Genomic DNA, 16,985 nt, shown 5'->3' on the forward strand with positions numbered 1-16,985 from the left:
GGGACTGATCACCTCGGCGGTCACCACGGTGACCGCCACCGGGAGCGGCCCGAGGAACCGTCTGACTCCCACTCTCCCATGGCCTGGACCTGCCCGTCAGCGGATTCGTCAGCGCAGAGCCGGTGCTCGGGCCGATGATGTGATCCATCCGGCGACGGGGTGAACGGGCGAGCCGGGGGGAAGGGACCGCGCATGGAGATGATCAGCAGCACCGGCTTAGGCGGCCAGCCCTGGCCGGAGTTGATGCCCGACCGCCGCCCGGTCCTGGTCGTCCCCACAGCCCCCGGCCGCCTCCTGGCCCTCGAAGACGGCTGGGCTGACCGCGACACCGCCACCCCGGCACTGGCCGCCGCCCCCGACCCGACCTGGTCCGCCGTCTTGGCCGACAACCGGCTGACGATCCGCCGTCCCGGCGGCCTGACCTGGTTCGACGGCGAGATCGCCGCCACCCGCGAGTGGCGCCGAGCGGTTCGCGAGCACCGCACCCTGCTGCTGATCACCGGACCGTTCACCAGCGTCTTCGACTTCCAGCCCGCCGCCGCAGCCGGCCAGCTGTTCCTCCTCACGACGCCGATCCGGCTCGCCGGCGGCATCTGACCCGAGGGCACTGTTCGATTCCTGGCCCTGACGGACGCTTCGCACACCCTCAGAAACAGGTACTGACTGGGCGTTTCGTCCGTGAGGGAGCTGTTTGATACCGGTTTCTGAGCCGTTCGATCGAGCCGCTTGAAGGGGCTTCCGGGGCTGTTGGGACAGCAGCGCCACCACTGCAGGAATGCCCGTCGGATCTGCGCCGTTACTCCGGTCTCATCCCAGGAAGCCAGGTCGAGTCGTACTTGTCCGCCGAGCGCCGCGGCCTATCGTCAAAACGGCAATCGCGCGGTATGCCGTCATCATGACGGCTCGCCGACCGTATCCGAGCGACCTGTCCGACGCCCGCTGGGCGCTGGTCGAACCCACCCTCACCGCATGGCGACAGGCCCGCACCGAACGCGCCCTGGTGTTCGGCCGGCCACCCGAGCACGACTTGCGCGACCTGCTGGACGCGATCCTCTACGTCGACCGCACCGGCATCCCCTGGCGCTACCTCCCGCACGACTACCCGCCGCACCAGACCGTCTACGCCTACTTCGCCCGCTGGCACGTACGCCTGGGCGCCGTCCTCGTCGCCGGCCGCACGCGCCAGGCCGAGCTGCCGCCGCGCCTCCGCGAGCTGACCGCGCAGCTCGTCGTCGAACACATCACTCATCGTCGCCACTTCCCGCACCGGACCACCCCCGACCGAACCGGACCTCTGGATTCAGAGTTACAGCATCTATGAATGTGAAGAATTCTTCAACTCGCGATCGTTGCAGTCGACGCTGGTCTGTACCCGTCCAATCGCGGCCGGTCCCGAACAGCAGGGCGCGTCACTTCGCCGCGATCCGTAGTCTCGCGGACACGGCAGGTCGGCTGCCGCGCTGCCATGACGGCGGCGGGTCGACACCGACCAGGAGCAGGGAGCAGAAACCGTGAACGTCGACCAGGCACTCAAGGACGCGATGGCCGTCGACTGGGCGCTCGTACGCCACGCCCGGGTGATCGCCGCCCTGACCACCACGGTCGGGGCCTGCGTTTCACGGCGGCGCAGGCGCTGTACCAGCCTGTCGCGGAGCCCCGCCCGGGCAGGAGGAGAGGGTGCCCACCCGTCACCGCTCCGCTGTCTCAGCATCCGAAGGACGCTGTCCATCGGCACGCCGAGACTGCCACCGACTGAACCCGCCCGCACTCGCCATTTGTACGAGAGTTCGGGCATCGGTCACCGCCGCCCGCAGGACGAACACTGCCACCTCGGTGACCAGCGAGCTGTGGGCGCCGTGCAGCCGGGCCCCCGGGGCGCTCAAACGTCCAGGGTGAGACCGGTGCCTCGAACTCACCACCACTGCCGCCCCCTGGGGAGAGTGAGCGGCCCCAACGGCATGCCGGCGTGGTGGACGAGTCGGTCGATCATCGCGGCGGCGACGGTCTCGTCGCCGAAGACCTCTCCCCAGCGTCCGCACGGCTTGTTCGAGGTGACGATACGCCCGCGCGTTCGTATCTGTTCGAGATCAGCTGGAAGAACAGGTTCGCGGCCTCGGATTCGAAAGGGATGTAGCCCACTTCATCGATCACGATCAGCGGGTAGCGTCCGAGCTTGACCAGCTCGTCCTGGAGCCGTCCGGCCTGGTGGGCGGCGGCCAGGCGGTCGACCCACTGGGCGGCGGTGGCGAGCGCGACCCGGTGGCCGGCCTGGCAGGCCCGGATGGCACCCGGCCAGCAACGCCCGCCCGTGCAGGATGTCGTCCTCGGACAGGCTGGCCGCCCCGGCGGCCGGCCTTCTCCTTGTCGAAGCCGGCGGGTCGGCCTCCTCGACTTCCTCGGCGCCTGCGGTTGGCCCGCTGGTCCTTCGGCCCCGGGATGGTGTGTTTGATCTGGCGTCTGTGGACCGGTTCGTCGAGGCCGGTCATGGCGGCAGGGCATCCGCCTGGAGGAAGCCGTGAGGCTGGCCGGTGGGGTCTTCTGAAGAAGGTGCCCCGCCCCCGCGACATCCTGACGTCCCGCGCAGTCATGACGGGTATGCACGGGGATCACAGGACGAGGGAACGGGCGGGGACCGAGTGAAATCTGCACGGGAGAACGAGTACGTGGAGTTCGTGGCGGCGAGGGCGAAGGCGCTGTACCGCTCGGCGTACGTCCTCGCGGCCGGCGATGCGCATCTTGCCGAGGACCTGGTCCAGGAGACCCTCAGCCGGGTGTACGTGCACTGGAAGCGGGTGTCCGGTGCGGACAACCCGGCGGCCTACGCGCAGACGGTTCTGGTCCGTACGTTCCTCAGCTTGCGGCGTCGGCGCAGCAGTACGGAGCGTCCCGTCGGGAACCTGCCCGACGGCGCCGCGTCCGGGCCGGACACCGCGCTGCGGCTCACCCTGCTGGACGCGCTCGGTCAACTGCCGCCCCGCGACCGGGCGGTGCTTCTGCTGCGTTACTGGGAGGACCGCAGCATCGAGGAGACCGCGCAGATGCTCAGGTTGAGCAGCAGCGCGGTCCGCTCCCAGGGCACCCGGGCGATCGGCAGGCTGCGTGCGCTGCTCGGCGACAGCCTGTCGGACCTGGTTCCGCACTGAGCACCGCGCACGCAGGTCACAGCCGCCGCAAAGCCCCCATCAGCACACAGAAAAGGTGACGCCACCATGCCGTTTGAAACAGACCTCGCCCGCGCCCTGGACCGCACGACCGACTCCCTCGAACCCGACCTCACCACGCTCCTGCGCGGAGCCGTCGAGCGCGGGCGGAGCCGTCGTCGTCGGCGCGTCGCCGGCGTCATCGCCGGGGCCGGCGCCTGCGCCGTGATCGCGGCGGCCGGCCTGGTGACCCCCGGCATGCTCGGGAGCCACCTCGGAGGATCCGACAAGGAGATGACGCCGCTGGCGGCGCCCCGTGCCGCGATCACCGACACCCAGATGATCCAGGCCCTGGAGGGCACGTTCCCCGGGGGCCGGTTCAGCCAGGAGACCGGGCAGAGCATCGACCCCGCGAATCCGTCCCGCGGGCTCGTCGCCAACAGCGAACTGGTCCTCGACGACGGGCAGGGTGCCGCCTTCGTCAGTGTCTCGGCCGTGCGGCTCCGGCTGCCGCTCAGGGACGGTGACGGGCTGAGCTGCGACCAGACACCCCCGCGTGCCGCCGGTGACACCTGCACGTTGCGCGAGCTGCCGAGCAGCGCCGAGATTCCCGGCGGGGCCCTGGTGATGTCGGAACGGACCGTGGCCAAGCACTCGGGCAACCTCGACGCCGCCTATCGCTGGACGATGACGGTCACCATGAAGGCGACCGGCGCGCAGCTCCAGATGGTGCAGTGGAACAGCACCGGCGGTGGCACGGACGGTGAGGTGCCGAAGCCGACCCGGGCCGCGCCCCCGCTCTCCGAGCAGCAGGCGGTGGCCGTACTCACCGGTGCCACCTGGGCGCCGATCATCGCTGCCCTCGGCTGACGCGTTGCGGGCCCTCGGCCGACCCGCTGCGGCCCTCGGCCGACGCGTTGCGGTGATTCGGGACGACTTCCTGGTCGTCCTCGGGTACGAGCAGGATGTCGCAGTTCAGCCGTAGCGTGCCGGCTACCGGGTGCTCCACGGTCTTGCGCGGTGCCCGGGGGCGTGGACCGGATGCGCCGCCAGATCTTCCGGAACTCCTCGCTGCCGGCGTGCAGTTCGCCCAGCAGGGCGGTCAACTGCGGGTCGCGCGGGTAGCGGCCGGCGGACCGGCGCAGCCGCGCCACCGCGACGCGAGCGACACATCGGAGACGATTGTGGCCAACAGCGCGTCACAGGCGGACACGCTCGAAGTCCGGACACGACGTACCGTGTCCGGACTCCATCAGGGCGCTGATCACCTGCTACAAAACCGCGAGTTCGAAGCCGGCGTTCGCAGGGATGTTGTCCCTGAGGGTCACGACGGTGATGGCGTCTCGCCGGTAGTCGCACGACGAGTTGGGCCGCCCGATCGTCACGGCGTTGCTCGCGTGGCCCCCGGTATTGGCCAGGATCAGGGCGTTGGACAGGTTGATGCCGGCGTTCGGGTCGACGATGACGCAGTAGAGGCCCTCCGCGACCTTGAAGCTGTCGACCACGTTCTTCTGCCTTTGCAACCCGCCGTCAGAGCCCACTTCGGCGGCGGCGCCTCGCGTTGGGGGCATCGATCACGGCTGGCGCCGCGACGGCTTGGGAGGCGAAGACGGCCGACAGAACGACGGCTACGGCGATGACGGCAGAAGTACGGCGCATGGCGTCACCAGGGATCGGCTCGCGGCGCGGCTGCACCGCGAAGAGACGGAATGCCGATGACGCTACAGGTAGGAGACCATGGCAGAGCGCCAGACTGTCCGAGGGGTCTGAACAGGCGCCCGCGGTGAGTGCTGCCGGAGTACCGGGACTTCCGTACCTTGCTCCGCACAGATCAGCCGGAACTCGCCAGCTTCGGCGGGTGCGGGGAGGGCGTAGAGGTCGTCGGTGAAGCTGGGGGCTCCCCCCGAGGTGTGGACACCAGTGCTATGCGGCGAGTGCCAGCGTAACTGATCGTTGTTCGAACTCGATCGGGCTGAGGTAGTTCAGCGCGGAGTGCCTCCTGCGGGTGTTGTAGCGGGTGATCCAGCGGAAGACCGCCAGGCGGGCGGCGCGGGCTCCAGGCCAACGCTTCGCGCCTTGGAGGGTCTCCCGTTTCAGCGTGGCGTTGAACGCCTCGGCGGCGGCGTTGTCCGCGCTCGTACCGACCGCGCCGCGACTCCTGGTGACGCCCAACTCCCGGCAGATGTCGGCGAATTCCTTGGACACGTACTGGGACCCGTTGTCGCTGTGGAAGACCGCGCCGTCCAGGCTTCCGTCCCGGGCGGCGGCCGCCGCCTTGAGCGCGTCGGTGACCAGCTCGGTCCGCATGTGATCGGCGATCGACCAGCCCACCAGGCGCTTGGAACACAGGTCCAACACCGTTGCCAGGTAGAGGAATTGACCGTCGCCGATCGGGAGGTAGGTGATGTCCCCGACGTAGCGGGTGTTCGGCCGAGCGGCGGTGAAGTCGCGTCCCAGCAGGTCCGGAACCGGCACCGCCGAGGGCTCGGGGACAGTGGTGCGGACCTTCCTGCGCAGGTGCACGCCGACAATGCCCCGCTCGCGCATCACCCGCTCGACGCGCTTGCGGTTGACCCGGCGCCCGGCATGCCGCAGCTCGGCGGTCACCCGCGGGCTGCCATAGGTGCCGTCCGTTTCGGCGTGGATCGCGCGGATCCGATCGGCGAGCTCGTCATCGGCCTGCCTGCGGGCCTCACGGGCCGGCGCGGCGGCCAGCCACCGGTAGAACCCGGACCGCGAGACCTCCAGCACCCGACACAGCCGCTTCACCCCGAAGGCGTCTCGATGGTCCTCAACGAACTGGAAGCGGCTCATCACCAGTTCGTCTCTCCGGCGAAATACTTCGCCGCCCGGCGCAGGATGTCCCGCTCCAGCTCAAGCTCCCGTATCCGGGCTCTGAGCTGCTTGTTCTCTTGCTCCAACACGGTGCCGGAGCCTATCGGGGCGCCCGAACCGGCAGCCGGAACGCTCTCGGCGCCCTCCCGCTGCCGGGCCCGGTGGGCGCTGATCCAGTTCCGTAGGGTCTCGTGGTTGACCCCGAGATCATCGGCCACCGAGCGGATCGTGCGTCCTGGTTCCGACAGGTACAGCGCCACGGCGTCCGCCTTGAACTCCGGCGAGTACACCTTCATCACCACGGGGGACTCCTCTTCCTCTGGATCTCCGCGATCCAGTGTCCGGGGTGTCCACACTTCGGGAGGAAGGCCCGCTTGAAGTTCCACCCTGCGGTTGGACACCGATCTTCTACGCCGCGAGGGCGTGACCTTGCTGGTGTCGCTGTCGGATCTCGAGTGGGGTGAGGTAGCCCCACTCGGGGTGTTTGCGTAGGCGCCTGCGGTTGTAGAAGGTCTCGATGACCCCGTTGCCCAATTGGGTGAACCTGCGTGATCTCATCATCGCGCGGCAGCGGTGAGCCGGAGCATTCGTGTCAGCGGCCGGGGTTTCGGGTCCGTCGTGCGGTCGCGGGACGGGGTGGAGAGATGTCGATGGGTGGCGGTTCGGGCCGGGAGGTTCCCGAGGAAACACGGGTGGTCGCTCGCGCGGCGTTTCCGAAGGGGTGCCTGGCGATGCGGGTCCGGGACTCGCTCGGCCCATTGTTTGACGACGAGGTCTTTCGATCGGCCTTCGGTGTCCGTGGCCGTCCTGGGGTCTCGCCCGGACAGCTGGCGCTGGTGTGCGTGCTGCAGTTCGCTGAGAACCTGACTGACCGGCAGGCCGCCCACGCGGTCCGGGCCAGGATCGACTGGAAGTACCTGTTGGGCCTCGAATTGGCCCATCCGGGCTTCGACTTCACCGTGCTGACCGGGTTCCGGGACCGGCTCCTGGCCCACGGCCTGGAGGAGAGGATTCTGGATCTTCTGCTGGAGCGACTGGCCGAACTGAAACTGGTCGCGGCAGGAGGCCGGCAGCGCACCGACTCCACCCATGTCCTCGCTGTGGTAAGGAACTTGAATCGTCTGGAGTTCGTGGGCGAGACCCTTCGGGCGGCACTGGAGGCGATCGCCGTCTCGGCGCCCGGATGGCTCACCTCCTGGATGGATCCCTCATGGCAGGACCGCTACGGGGCAAGAGTGGACTCCTATCGCCTGCCGAGCGAGGAGGCCAAGCGGGTCCAGCTCACCTGGCGCATCGCGGCTGACGGATACCTCCTACTCGAAGCCGTGGTGTCTCCTTCGGCTCCGGGCTGGCTGCGGGAGATCCCTGCTGTCGCCACCCTGCGGACTGTATGGCTGCAGCAGTTCAAGCGCACGGTGATCGACGGAGTGCAGGAGGTGGCATGGCGGGGGAAAGACGATCTCCCGCCCAGAAGAGTCAGGATCACCTCACCCTATGACCCGGACTCCCGCAACGCGGTGAAGCGCGGATCGGCATGGGACGGTTACAAGGTCCACTTCAGCGAGACCTGCGACGCCCCCGAAGTCGGCCGTCCACACCTGGTCACCCATGTCGTCACCACGGACGCCACGGCGGGTGACCCGGTCGTCGTCGACCAGATCCACGACCGCCTCGACGACAAGGGCCTGCTGCCCGCCGAACACTACATGGACGCCGACTACATCTCCGCCGAGCTCCTGCTGACCGCCCCGACCGAGTACGGAGTGCGCGTCATCGGCCCGGTCAGACCCAACACGACCCGCCAGACGGTGCAGGCCAATGGCTTCGGTAAGGCATCGTTCGCCATCAACTGGACTGAGCGGCATGCAATTTGTCCCAACAGTGCCGTCAGCCGGTACTGGACCGAAGGACTCGACAACAACCAGCGACCTGCGATCCGCATCCGCTTCGCCACCGAGACGTGCGCTCCTTGCCCGGTACGCGACCAGTGCACCAGCTCCACCCGTTACGGTCGGCAGCTCACCATCCGCCCGCAGGAACAAGACGCCGTTCTCGAGCGCCTCCGAGCCGAGCAGGCCACCGACGAGTGGAAGGACCGGTACGCGGTCCGCGCGGGTGTCGAAGGCACGATCCACCAGGCCATCGCGGCCACCGGCGTGCGCCAGACCCGCTACATCGGCCTGCGAAAGACTCATCTGGCGCACGTCTTGACGGCCACAGCCATCAACCTCATCCGTCTTGACGCCTGGTGGAACGAAAAGCCACTCGCCCACACCCGGACATCACACCTCGCAGCACTCGACCTCGCCGCATAGGGCAATTGGGCAACGGGGTCATCGAGACCTTCTACAACCGCAGACGCCTACGCAGGCACCCCGAGTGGGGCTACCTCACCCCACTCGAGATCCGACAGCGACACCAGCAAGGTCACGCCCTCGCGGCGTAGAAGATCGGTGTCCAACCGCAGGGTGGAACTTCCAAGGCCGGGTAGTTAAGGATTTCGGCCGGGGTGCAAGGCAAGGGTCGAGGTACACCGCAGTGCGCGGAACGCAAGCAACGCGGCCCCGTTGGAGCAGGTGTCGACCAAGACGCCCTGCCCGTGGAGCCGCGTTGTCTGTCCATTCTGCCTCGCCGCCTGCCCTGACCACCCTCACGCGGGAAATCACCCTGGCCGCAGGGCGTTTCGCTGCCGGGCACCTCGGGGGCCTGACCCCTTTGCTGCCCTTCGAGCTGGTGGACGCCGTCCTGGAGGAGACCCGTGCGGTCCAGCGGAGGCTGCGGGACCTGCCCTCGCGGGTCGGGGTGTACTTCCTCCTCGCGATGTGCCTGTTCCCGGAGGTCGGATACGAACTGGTGTGGGCCAAGATGACCGCCGCCATCGACGACCTGCACCCGGCACCGACCGCCAAGGGTCTGCGCGATCTTCGACGCCGGATCGGCTGTGCCCCGATGAAGGGCCTGTTCGAGGTGGTGGCCGGAGCGCTGGCCCAACCCCGCACCCCCGGAGCGCGGTTCGGCCCCTATCGCACGGTCTCCTTCGACGGCTGCAGTTCCATCAAGACACCCGACAGCGAGCGCAACCGGGCCTGGCTCGGGGGCTGCCCGCACCGCGGCTATCCCCAGATCGAGTTGATGACGCTGGTCGAGACCGGAACCCGCTCGGTGATCGGCGCGGTGTTCGGCCCCACCGGGGTAGGCGAGACGCCTACGCCACCCGGCTGCTTCACCATCTGGGCCCCAGCATGCTGGTGCTGTGGGATCGCGGGTTCGACGGCAACGACTTCCTCGCCGCTGTCCACGCCACCGGCGCCCGGATCGTGGGCCGCATCAATCAGCGCCGCCGCCCGCCGATCGGAAAGGCCCTCACTGACTCCTCGTATCTGTCGGCCATCGGCGGCGTCCCGGTGCGCGTCATCGAGGCCCAGATCAGCATCGCCTGCTCGGACGGCACCGACTTTGCCGGCTCCTATCGGCTGGTGACCACCCTGCTGGATGCCCGCCGCTACCCCGCCGACCGTCTCGTGCGCCTCTACCACGAGCGCTGGGAACACGAGAGCGCCTACTACGCACTGCGTCACACCGTCCTCGACGGACGCGTCTTGCGCTCGGGCGACCCGGTCGGCGTCGAGCAGGAGATGTGGGCCCTGCTGGTCCTCTACCAGCTTCTGCGCCGAGCGATGGTCGAGGCGGCGGAGTCCCGGCCGGGCACCGATCCCGACCGCTGCGGCTTCACCATCGCCTACCAGACCGCCCGTGACCTGCTGATCCGCGCGGAGGGAGTCCTCGAGCAGGGTATGGGGGCGATCGGCCGCCGTGTCTTGTCGGCGCTGCTGCCGGCACGTCGGCCGCGCGTCAGCACCCGCAAGGTCAAGTCGCCCATCTCCCGGTATGCAGAACGGAAACTGGACGGCCGCCCCGACACCAGCCAGACGGTGGCCTCCGTGACGATCACCCTCCTGCCGCCCCCGCCACCCCACCCCGAACTGCCGGCGACCACCGTCCCCCAGTACGTCGGCCCCGGCAAGACCAGCAACCGCATGGCGCGAGTCCTCACCATGCTGCAGCAAGAACCCGAGCGGCACTGGCAGGCCAGAGAGATCGCCGAACTCCTCGGCGACGTCACCCTCGTCACCACCTACCGGCAGCTCACCCGCTGGGCTGAGAAAGGGCTGATCAAGAAGATCCGCAGGGGCCGCTACACGGCAGCCGCCACACCAGCGGCCCCCACCTTGCACCCCGGCCGAAATCCTTAACTACCCGGCCTTGGGCCTTCCTCCCGAAGTGTGGACACCCCGGACACTGGATCGCGGAGATCCAGAGGAAGAGGAGTCCCCCGTGGTGATGAAGGTGTACTCGCCGGAGTTCAAGGCGGACGCCGTGGCGCTGTACCTGTCGGAACCAGGACGCACGATCCGCTCGGTGGCCGATGATCTCGGGGTCAACCACGAGACCCTACGGAACTGGATCAGCGCCCACCGGGCCCGGCAGCGGGAGGGCGCCGAGAGCGTTCCGGCTGCCGGTTCGGGCGCCCCGATAGGCTCCGGCACCGTGTTGGAGCAAGAGAACAAGCAGCTCAGAGCCCGGATACGGGAGCTTGAGCTGGAGCGGGACATCCTGCGCCGGGCGGCGAAGTATTTCGCCGGAGAGACGAACTGGTGATGAGCCGCTTCCAGTTCGTTGAGGACCATCGAGACGCCTTCGGGGTGAAGCGGCTGTGTCGGGTGCTGGAGGTCTCGCGGTCCGGGTTCTACCGGTGGCTGGCCGCCGCGCCGGCCCGTGAGGCCCGCAGGCAGGCCGATGACGAGCTCGCCGATCGGATCCGCGCGATCCACGCCGAAACGGACGGCACCTATGGCAGCCCGCGGGTGACCGCCGAGCTGCGGCATGCCGGGCGCCGGGTCAACCGCAAGCGCGTCGAGCGGGTGATGCGCGAGCGGGGCATTGTCGGCGTGCACCTGCGCAGGAAGGTCCGCACCACTGTCCCCGAGCCCTCGGCGGTGCCGGTTCCGGACCTGCTGGGACGCGACTTCACCGCCGCTCGGCCGAACACCCGCTACGTCGGGGACATCACCTACCTCCCGATCGGCGACGGTCAATTCCTCTACCTGGCAACGGTGTTGGACCTGTGTTCCAAGCGCCTGGTGGGCTGGTCGATCGCCGATCACATGCGGACCGAGCTGGTCACCGACGCGCTCAAGGCGGCGGCCGCCGCCCGGGACGGAAGCCTGGACGGCGCGGTCTTCCACAGCGACAACGGGTCCCAGTACGTGTCCAAGGAATTCGCCGACATCTGCCGGGAGTTGGGCGTCACCAGGAGTCGCGGCGCGGTCGGTACGAGCGCGGACAACGCCGCCGCCGAGGCGTTCAACGCCACGCTGAAACGGGAGACCCTCCAAGGCGCGAAGCGTTGGCCTGGAGCCCGCGCCGCCCGCCTGGCGGTCTTCCGCTGGATCACCCGCTACAACACCCGCAGGAGGCACTCCGCGCTGAACTACCTCAGCCCGATCGAGTTCGAACAACGATCAGTTACGCTGGCACTCGCCGCATAGCACTGGTGTCCACACCTCGGGGGGAGCCCCCGGTCGCAGCCATCAACGAGTGGCTGTGACCAGCACTTTCGAAACAGGGGGTTGCGGCGGGTCCGCGCGCTTCGATGGCACAGGTCAGGGCGGGTTGCCGGTGGTTGCGCGAACGGTTCGTACAGCTGAGGGTCGCGCCGGTCCGTCCCGTCCCGTACAGCCAGAGCCTCCCCCAAGCACCGCTGCGGCCGGTCGATGTCACCCAGCGCGGCGAAGGCCAGAGCCAGCGTCTCGATCGACCCGGGCGAGAATGCTGCCCTTCCGCTGCGCGGCCCAGCCGGTGACCTCCGGCTGGGCCGCTTTGCTCTGGATGGAACTCGCAGGCGGACGCGATGCCGTCTGGCCAGTACACCCGAGTGCCCGCCATGTGGTTGCTCTACCCCCCGGCACCTCGCCTCTGCATGGGGCCGATGCTATGCCGCGGTCTACCCCGGCGCCTGGGGAACCGTGGGCATTCCGTCGGAGGCCTTCCCTCACCGGATGCTTGGCTGGCTTGGGCGGCGAGCAGGACAGCTAGGGCCGCTGGCGCGTCACCAGCACTGCTCCGCGCCGATCCGACAGTGGGTTGACGTACTATCTGGGCGCCGCACCCTTGCGTCGTCTACCCTGAGCGCCGGATGCATCACGCAACTGGCGTGCCGGAGGGGGCTGAGGGAATGCCAGGGACAACAGGGGCAACAGGGTTCGGGGTGAACCCGCAGGATCTGCGCGACGCAAGCGCCGCCGGGCGTGCGGTGGCGGCGGGGATGCGGCAGGACTTGACGCAGGACTTCGGGCAGATGCCGGACCTGGGCATGCCGAACTGGGTGTTCGCGGGCCCGGCCAAGGCCGCCGTCAAGGACCTGGGCGACCATATCGAGCGCGTCACCACCAACATGCTGGAACACGCCGCCGGTGTTCTGATCGACATCGCGAACTCCTACAAGACCACGGACACGAACGTGGCCTCGTCGCTCGCCGTTCCGGCTCCGGAGGGCCAGGGCTGATGGTGTACTACTGGGGGATGCTCAGGGCGGTCGATCTCGGCGGTCTCAGGGCGATGACGAACGCCGTGTCCACGTTCGAGGGCCACTTCAAGGGGCGAATCACCGAGTGGCAGAAGATGCAGCGGGACCTGGCCTCGTGCAGTTGGCATGGGCCGGCCTCGGATTCGACCGACACCGCCTTGCAGGAGCGCACCAACCAGCTGTTCCTGGTCGACCAGTCGATCGAGGACCTGCGCGTGGTTCTGACGGACGCCATGGACACTCTCCTTCTCCTGCAGGCCCGGCAGAAGGCGCTCGTCGAGAACGCGGCCGCCAGCGGCCTTCGGATCGCTGAGGGTGACGAGAACACCGCGCCTGTGGTGGAGATCCTGCCGCCCGGCAAAGGTGATGAGGCCGCGCGGCACGACCCCGAGTGGGTCAAGGCCATGGAGGCGGCCCGGGACAAGCTCGCGAAGGCGGTCGAAGACCTGGGCGGCGAGGTGAAGACCATGGACGACGCCGTCACCGCGGCGCTGGGGCGGCTCGACAACACTTACCTGAGCGCCGGGGACTTCACCCCGGAACGGCTCGCCGACGTCCAGAAGGATATCGACCGCCTCGACAAGGACACGAACCGGAAGATCGGGGCGCCCCCGGGAAGCCCTGGCGGGAACCGGCAGTGGTGGGACTCCCTGCCCGAGTCCACACGCCAGCAACTCCTCCATGACCACCCCGGCCAGATCGGGGCCCTGGGGGGTCTGCCCGCCCAGACGCGGGACGAGGCCAACCGGCTCTATCTGCCCCAGCTGCGCGACCAGATCGCGCAGAGCCTGGCCGGCACCGGCCCCCAAGTGCAGGCCAGCCAGACCGATCTCGACGGCCTCGACGCCTTGCAGAAGCAGCTCGACACCGTCACGCACCCGCCGCAGCTTCTGCTCAGTGTCGATACCCCGATGAATCAGCCCGGCCCGCCGGCCGCCGTCATCGCCTATGGCAATCCGGACACGGCTACCAACATCGCTGCCTACGTTCCGCCGAACCCGGCAGCGGGAACCGTGGCCGGCGATGCGGCGACTGCGCGCGCCCTTGCTGTGGCTGCGGGGAAGGCGGATCCCACGAAGACCACGGCGAGCCTGGTCGCCCTGAGTCTGGGCCCTCCGGGGGACCCGGGCCTGACCCCCAGTTCCCGGCCTGGGCGCCCGCTGCGGGAGTCCTCCACCGCCGTAGGCATGTTCTACAGTCTGGCGGATTCCCATCAGGGCAATGGCGCCACGGTGAGTGAGATTTCCGCCGTCCCGGAGGGGCAGGGCTCCGGGTATGCCGTCGCCCGCACTCCGTTGGACAAGTACCGGTGGAACTCCTGGGACCTCAAGGAGGACCCGTGTACGCCTGATGCGGTTGTGGCCAGGACACCGGGCGGCCTCGACGATCCGTCCTCCCACCAGGCCGTCGTCAACGCGATCATCGGCCGCCGGTAGGAGGACGCGGTGGGCGGCCGCCGACCCGCACCTGTCCGCCGGCTAGGTGTATTGACCACGAGCGTTGTTGACAGTGGCAGGGCTTGATCAAAAGTGAAGACCTCCGGTGTGGTGGAGCTGTCTAGGACTGCACCGCACCGGAGGTCTTCGTGTCCCACCGTAACGCCCGCCTGACCGTGCACGGCAGGCGGCTCCTCGTCGAGCGCGTCCGAGCGGGACGGCCGGTCGCGCACGTGGCTGCCGAGATGGGAATCTCCCGCACCACCGCACACAAGTGGGTCCGACGGTGGCGCGCGGAGGGCGAGGCAGGCCTGCACGACCGCCCCAGCAGGCCGCACACCACCCCGCACCGCACCCCGGACGCGATCGAGGCCCGGATCTGCGACCTGCGACGGGAGCGCAAGCTAGGCCCCGCCCGGATCGGGCCGATCATCGGCCTGCCCGCCTCCACGGTTCACCGGATCCTCACCCGGCACGGCCTGAACCGGCTGCGGTGGATGGACCGGCCCACCGGACAGGTCATCCGCCGGTACGAACGCGAGCGCCCCGGCGAACTGGTCCACGTCGACATCAAGAAGCTCGGCAACATCCCCGACGGCGGCGGCCACCGCGTCATGGACCGCCAGGCCGGCGAGAGCAACCGCCACGCCACCACCGGCCTGCGGACCCCGAGCGGGACACCGAAGATCGGCTACAGCCACATCCACACCGCCGTCGACGACCACACCCGCCTGGCCTACAGCGAGATCCTTCCCGACGAACGCAAGGAGACCGCGGTCGGGTTCTGGCAGCGGGCCCAGGACTTCTTCGCCAGCCTGGGCATCACCGTCGAACGCGTCCTGACCGACAACGGTTCCTGCTACAAGTCGCACCTGTGGCGCGACACCCTGCGGGCATCGGGCATCGCCCACAAGCGCACCCGCCCCTACCGCCCGCAGACCAACGGCAAGGTCGAACGCTTCAACCGCACCCTGCTCGACGAGTGGGCCTACCAGCGCCCCTACACCAGCAACCAGGAACGAGCCGAAGCGCTGCCCGACTTCCTCCACCGCTACAACTACCATCGCTGCCACACCGCACTCGGAGGACAACCCCCGATCAGCCGCGTCAACAACCCTGCGGGTCAATACAGCTAGGCCGGTCCTTCGCACATGACGAGTTCGGATGAACTGGTGATGCGACCGGTACCCCGGTGGGGTGCTGGTCGTTGAGCCTGGTGTGCCGATATCCCGTTCACGTCGTTCCCGGGTCCACCGTCCGCGCTTCGCTGTGGAGTTGACGCCCGTGGTGGAGAGGCGTCTGGGCGCTCTGCCTGCCTCTGCCGAGTTTCTGCGCCGGCTGGACGTGGCCGGGATCGTCGACGGGCTGTGCCCGATCCGCGAGGTCGCGCATCTCACGCACGGCCAGGTGATCGAGGTGTTGATCGCCAACCGTCTGTCCGCACCGGCGCCGCTGGTGCGGGTGGGCGACTGGGCCCGGGAATGGGCCGTGGAGGAGGTGTTCGGCATCGCCCCGGACCTGCTGGGCGATGACCGGCTCGCCCGCGCGCTGGACGCCATCGCGCCGCACCTGGACAAGCTGGTGGGCACGGTCGGCGCGCAGGCCGTCACGGAGTTCGGCATCGAGGTGTCCCGGATCCACTGGGACATGACCTCGATGTCCCTCTTCGGCGCCTACGAGGACCAGGACGAGCAGTTTCCACAGGCCAGGTACGGTCATCCCAAGGACCGCAGGGTCGATCTGAAGCAGATCCAGGCCGGCCTCGCGGTCAGTGGCGACGGCGGCATCCCGCTCTTCCACCGCGTCTACGACGGCGGCGCGGGCGAGGTCGCCCAGGTCGTCGGCGCGATGAAGGCCCTGCGCACGATGGCCGGCCGGCGGGACTTCCTGCTGGTGGCCGACTCCAAACTCGTGTCCCACCCGAACGTCACTGCCCTGCTGGAGGCGAAGGTCGCCTTCGTCGCGCCCGCCCCGGCCTCCAAGGTCCCCCACCACGTCTACGTCGCCCTGGACCCCGACACGGCGACGGTCGTGGACTACGTCCCCGGCCGTGACGCGCACAAGCCCGCTGATCAGCGGGAGGTCTACCGCGTCCTGGAGGACACCCACACCATCACCAGCCGTCGCAAAAGCGACCCGGCGCACACCCTGCGCAGGATTCTTGTCCACTCCACCGGTAACGCCCGCGGCCAGCAGAGCGCCCGCGCCAAACGCCTGGCCCGCGCGGCCGAGGACCTCGACAAGCTCCAACGCGGCGCCGGAGGACGCTTCTACGGCACGGCCGAGAAGATCACCGCACGGATCGGCGTGATCGCCCGCGCCCGCCGGGTCGAGGACTGCCTTCGCACCACCATCACCACCGACGAGGCCGGCCGGCCCGCCCTGGAATGGCACTTCGACCAGGACGTCCTCGACGCCCAGGCCGCCGTCGACGGCTGGTACGCACTACTGACCAACCTCACCCCCGAACAAGCCACCGCGGAAGAGGTCTTCCTGCGCTACAAAGGCCAAACCGTGGTCGAACGCCGCTACCACGACTTCAAGGGCCCACTCGCGGTCGCACCGGTCTTCCTCCGACACAACCGCCGCATCACCGCGCTGATCACCGTGATCTGCCTGGCCCTGCTGGTGTTCTGCCTCATCGAACGACAGGTCCGCCAAGCCCTCGGCCCCGAGCAGACCATGCGCGGCCTCTACCCCGACAACCGAGCCGTCCGCCCCACCGGACGCATGATCTTTTACCACCTGGCGAGCCTGATGATGCGGCCCGGCACCGCAACCAGCCCACCCGTCGTCCTCATCAACCGAGGAGTTCAAGCACACCTGCTCGAACTTCTCGGCATCGACGAAACCCGACCCCGCTGGCTGGAGACCTAAAACCCCATGTGCGAAGCGCGGGGCTAGGCCCCAGCCGGTCCGGCGGCCGCCTGCCTTCCGGTTGCCACGGCCTGGTCAATGACCATGCCAGACCGCGCCAGGGCGGCGCGA

12 protein-coding genes and 5 pseudogenes are annotated in these 16,985 nt (G+C 68.8%); 12 read left to right on the forward strand and 5 right to left on the reverse strand.

Features of this window, described 5'->3' with window-relative positions; all coding sequences use genetic code 11:
• The first annotated feature begins 192 nt into the window (after window positions 1-192).
• Together O1G21_RS39355 and O1G21_RS39360 are read left to right on the forward strand one after the other, a co-directional pair.
• Complete coding sequence (locus O1G21_RS39355) at window positions 193-597, forward strand: hypothetical protein (RefSeq protein ID WP_270150628.1); 405 nt, start codon at window positions 193-195, stop codon at window positions 595-597.
• Window positions 598-895: 298 nt separating this feature from the next.
• Window positions 896-1,141, forward strand: a pseudogene (locus O1G21_RS39360) (transposase); the annotation flags it as partial.
• A gap of 771 nt (window positions 1,142-1,912) precedes the next feature.
• Here the strand turns inward: O1G21_RS39360 and O1G21_RS41925 are convergent.
• A pseudogene (locus O1G21_RS41925) lies at window positions 1,913-2,283 on the reverse strand (ATP-binding protein).
• A 59-nt stretch (window positions 2,284-2,342) separates the two neighbouring features.
• Window positions 2,343-2,465 (reverse strand): annotated as a pseudogene (locus O1G21_RS39370) (IS5/IS1182 family transposase); the annotation flags it as partial.
• A gap of 171 nt (window positions 2,466-2,636) precedes the next feature.
• Between O1G21_RS39370 and O1G21_RS39375 the strand changes: the two are divergent.
• Window positions 2,637-3,143: a SigE family RNA polymerase sigma factor gene (locus O1G21_RS39375; RefSeq protein WP_270150630.1), complete on the forward strand. Its 507-nt coding sequence runs from the start codon at window positions 2,637-2,639 to the stop codon at window positions 3,141-3,143.
• A gap of 66 nt (window positions 3,144-3,209) precedes the next feature.
• Window positions 3,210-4,010 (forward strand): hypothetical protein, encoded by an 801-nt coding sequence (locus O1G21_RS39380; protein WP_270150631.1) that lies wholly within the window; start codon window positions 3,210-3,212, stop codon window positions 4,008-4,010.
• On the opposite strand, the pseudogene O1G21_RS39385 reads toward O1G21_RS39380, so the two are convergent.
• The 3 genes and pseudogenes from O1G21_RS39385 to O1G21_RS39395 all read right to left on the reverse strand — a co-directional run.
• Window positions 3,991-4,300, reverse strand: a pseudogene (locus tag O1G21_RS39385) (MmyB family transcriptional regulator); the annotation flags it as partial. The gene O1G21_RS39380 and the pseudogene O1G21_RS39385 overlap by 20 nt on opposite strands.
• 111 nt (window positions 4,301-4,411) lie before the next feature.
• Window positions 4,412-4,645 carry a hypothetical protein gene (locus tag O1G21_RS39390; protein ID WP_270150633.1) on the reverse strand — a complete coding sequence of 78 codons (234 nt, stop codon included), beginning with the start codon at window positions 4,643-4,645 and terminating at the stop codon, window positions 4,412-4,414.
• Between the two features lie 418 nt (window positions 4,646-5,063).
• Window positions 5,064-6,277, reverse strand: a protein-coding gene (locus O1G21_RS39395; protein WP_270144240.1) for an IS3 family transposase whose coding sequence is annotated in 2 segments (ribosomal slippage) — window positions 5,064-5,972 and window positions 5,975-6,277 — 1,212 coding nt in all. Because the reading frame shifts where the segments join, the coding sequence is not laid out codon by codon here.
• Between the two features lie 342 nt (window positions 6,278-6,619).
• On the opposite strand from O1G21_RS39395, the gene O1G21_RS39400 reads away from it, so the two are divergent.
• The 8 genes and pseudogenes from O1G21_RS39400 (at window position 6,620) to O1G21_RS39430 (ending at window position 16,874) form a co-directional block, all read left to right on the forward strand.
• Window positions 6,620-8,290, forward strand: a complete 1,671-nt coding sequence (locus O1G21_RS39400; protein ID WP_270139925.1) for an IS1182 family transposase — start codon at window positions 6,620-6,622, stop codon at window positions 8,288-8,290.
• 418 nt (window positions 8,291-8,708) lie between these two features.
• A pseudogene (locus tag O1G21_RS41930) lies at window positions 8,709-8,882 on the forward strand (transposase domain-containing protein); the annotation flags it as partial.
• A gap of 335 nt (window positions 8,883-9,217) precedes the next feature.
• Complete coding sequence (locus O1G21_RS39405) at window positions 9,218-10,228, forward strand: transposase (protein ID WP_405000774.1); 1,011 nt, start codon at window positions 9,218-9,220, stop codon at window positions 10,226-10,228.
• Between the two features lie 82 nt (window positions 10,229-10,310).
• A protein-coding gene (locus O1G21_RS39410; protein WP_270144240.1) for an IS3 family transposase occupies window positions 10,311-11,524 on the forward strand; the annotation gives its coding sequence in 2 pieces (ribosomal slippage) (window positions 10,311-10,613 and window positions 10,616-11,524; 1,212 coding nt in all).
• A gap of 719 nt (window positions 11,525-12,243) precedes the next feature.
• The gene (locus O1G21_RS39415; RefSeq protein WP_270150637.1) at window positions 12,244-12,540 is read left to right on the forward strand and encodes a hypothetical protein; all 297 of its coding nucleotides are present in this window, start codon (window positions 12,244-12,246) and stop codon (window positions 12,538-12,540) included.
• A complete protein-coding gene (locus O1G21_RS39420) occupies window positions 12,540-13,997 on the forward strand; it encodes a hypothetical protein (RefSeq protein WP_270150639.1) in 1,458 nt (485 codons plus the stop codon). The genes O1G21_RS39415 and O1G21_RS39420 overlap by 1 nt, the downstream gene beginning before the upstream one ends.
• A 149-nt stretch (window positions 13,998-14,146) precedes the next feature.
• Window positions 14,147-15,133, forward strand: a complete 987-nt coding sequence (locus O1G21_RS39425) for an IS481 family transposase (protein WP_270149644.1) — start codon at window positions 14,147-14,149, stop codon at window positions 15,131-15,133.
• A gap of 148 nt (window positions 15,134-15,281) precedes the next feature.
• Window positions 15,282-16,874 (forward strand): IS1634 family transposase, encoded by a 1,593-nt coding sequence (locus tag O1G21_RS39430; RefSeq protein ID WP_270141408.1) that lies wholly within the window; start codon window positions 15,282-15,284, stop codon window positions 16,872-16,874.
• Window positions 16,875-16,985: the final 111 nt, after the last annotated feature.

This window comes from Kitasatospora cathayae (genome assembly GCF_027627435.1).
GTDB classification, from domain to species: Bacteria; Actinomycetota; Actinomycetes; order Streptomycetales; family Streptomycetaceae; genus Kitasatospora; species Kitasatospora cathayae.

Coding starts and splice junctions, on each gene's coding strand:
- O1G21_RS39380 (WP_270150631.1), top strand. CDS start 3,210: ATGCCGTTTGAAACAGACCTCGCCCGCGCCCTGGACCGCACGACCGAC.
- O1G21_RS39420 (WP_270150639.1), top strand. CDS start 12,540: ATGGTGTACTACTGGGGGATGCTCAGGGCGGTCGATCTCGGCGGTCTC.
- O1G21_RS39405 (WP_405000774.1), top strand. CDS start 9,218: ATGCTGGTGCTGTGGGATCGCGGGTTCGACGGCAACGACTTCCTCGCC.
- O1G21_RS39400 (WP_270139925.1), top strand. CDS start 6,620: ATGTCGATGGGTGGCGGTTCGGGCCGGGAGGTTCCCGAGGAAACACGG.
- O1G21_RS39355 (WP_270150628.1), top strand. CDS start 193: ATGGAGATGATCAGCAGCACCGGCTTAGGCGGCCAGCCCTGGCCGGAG.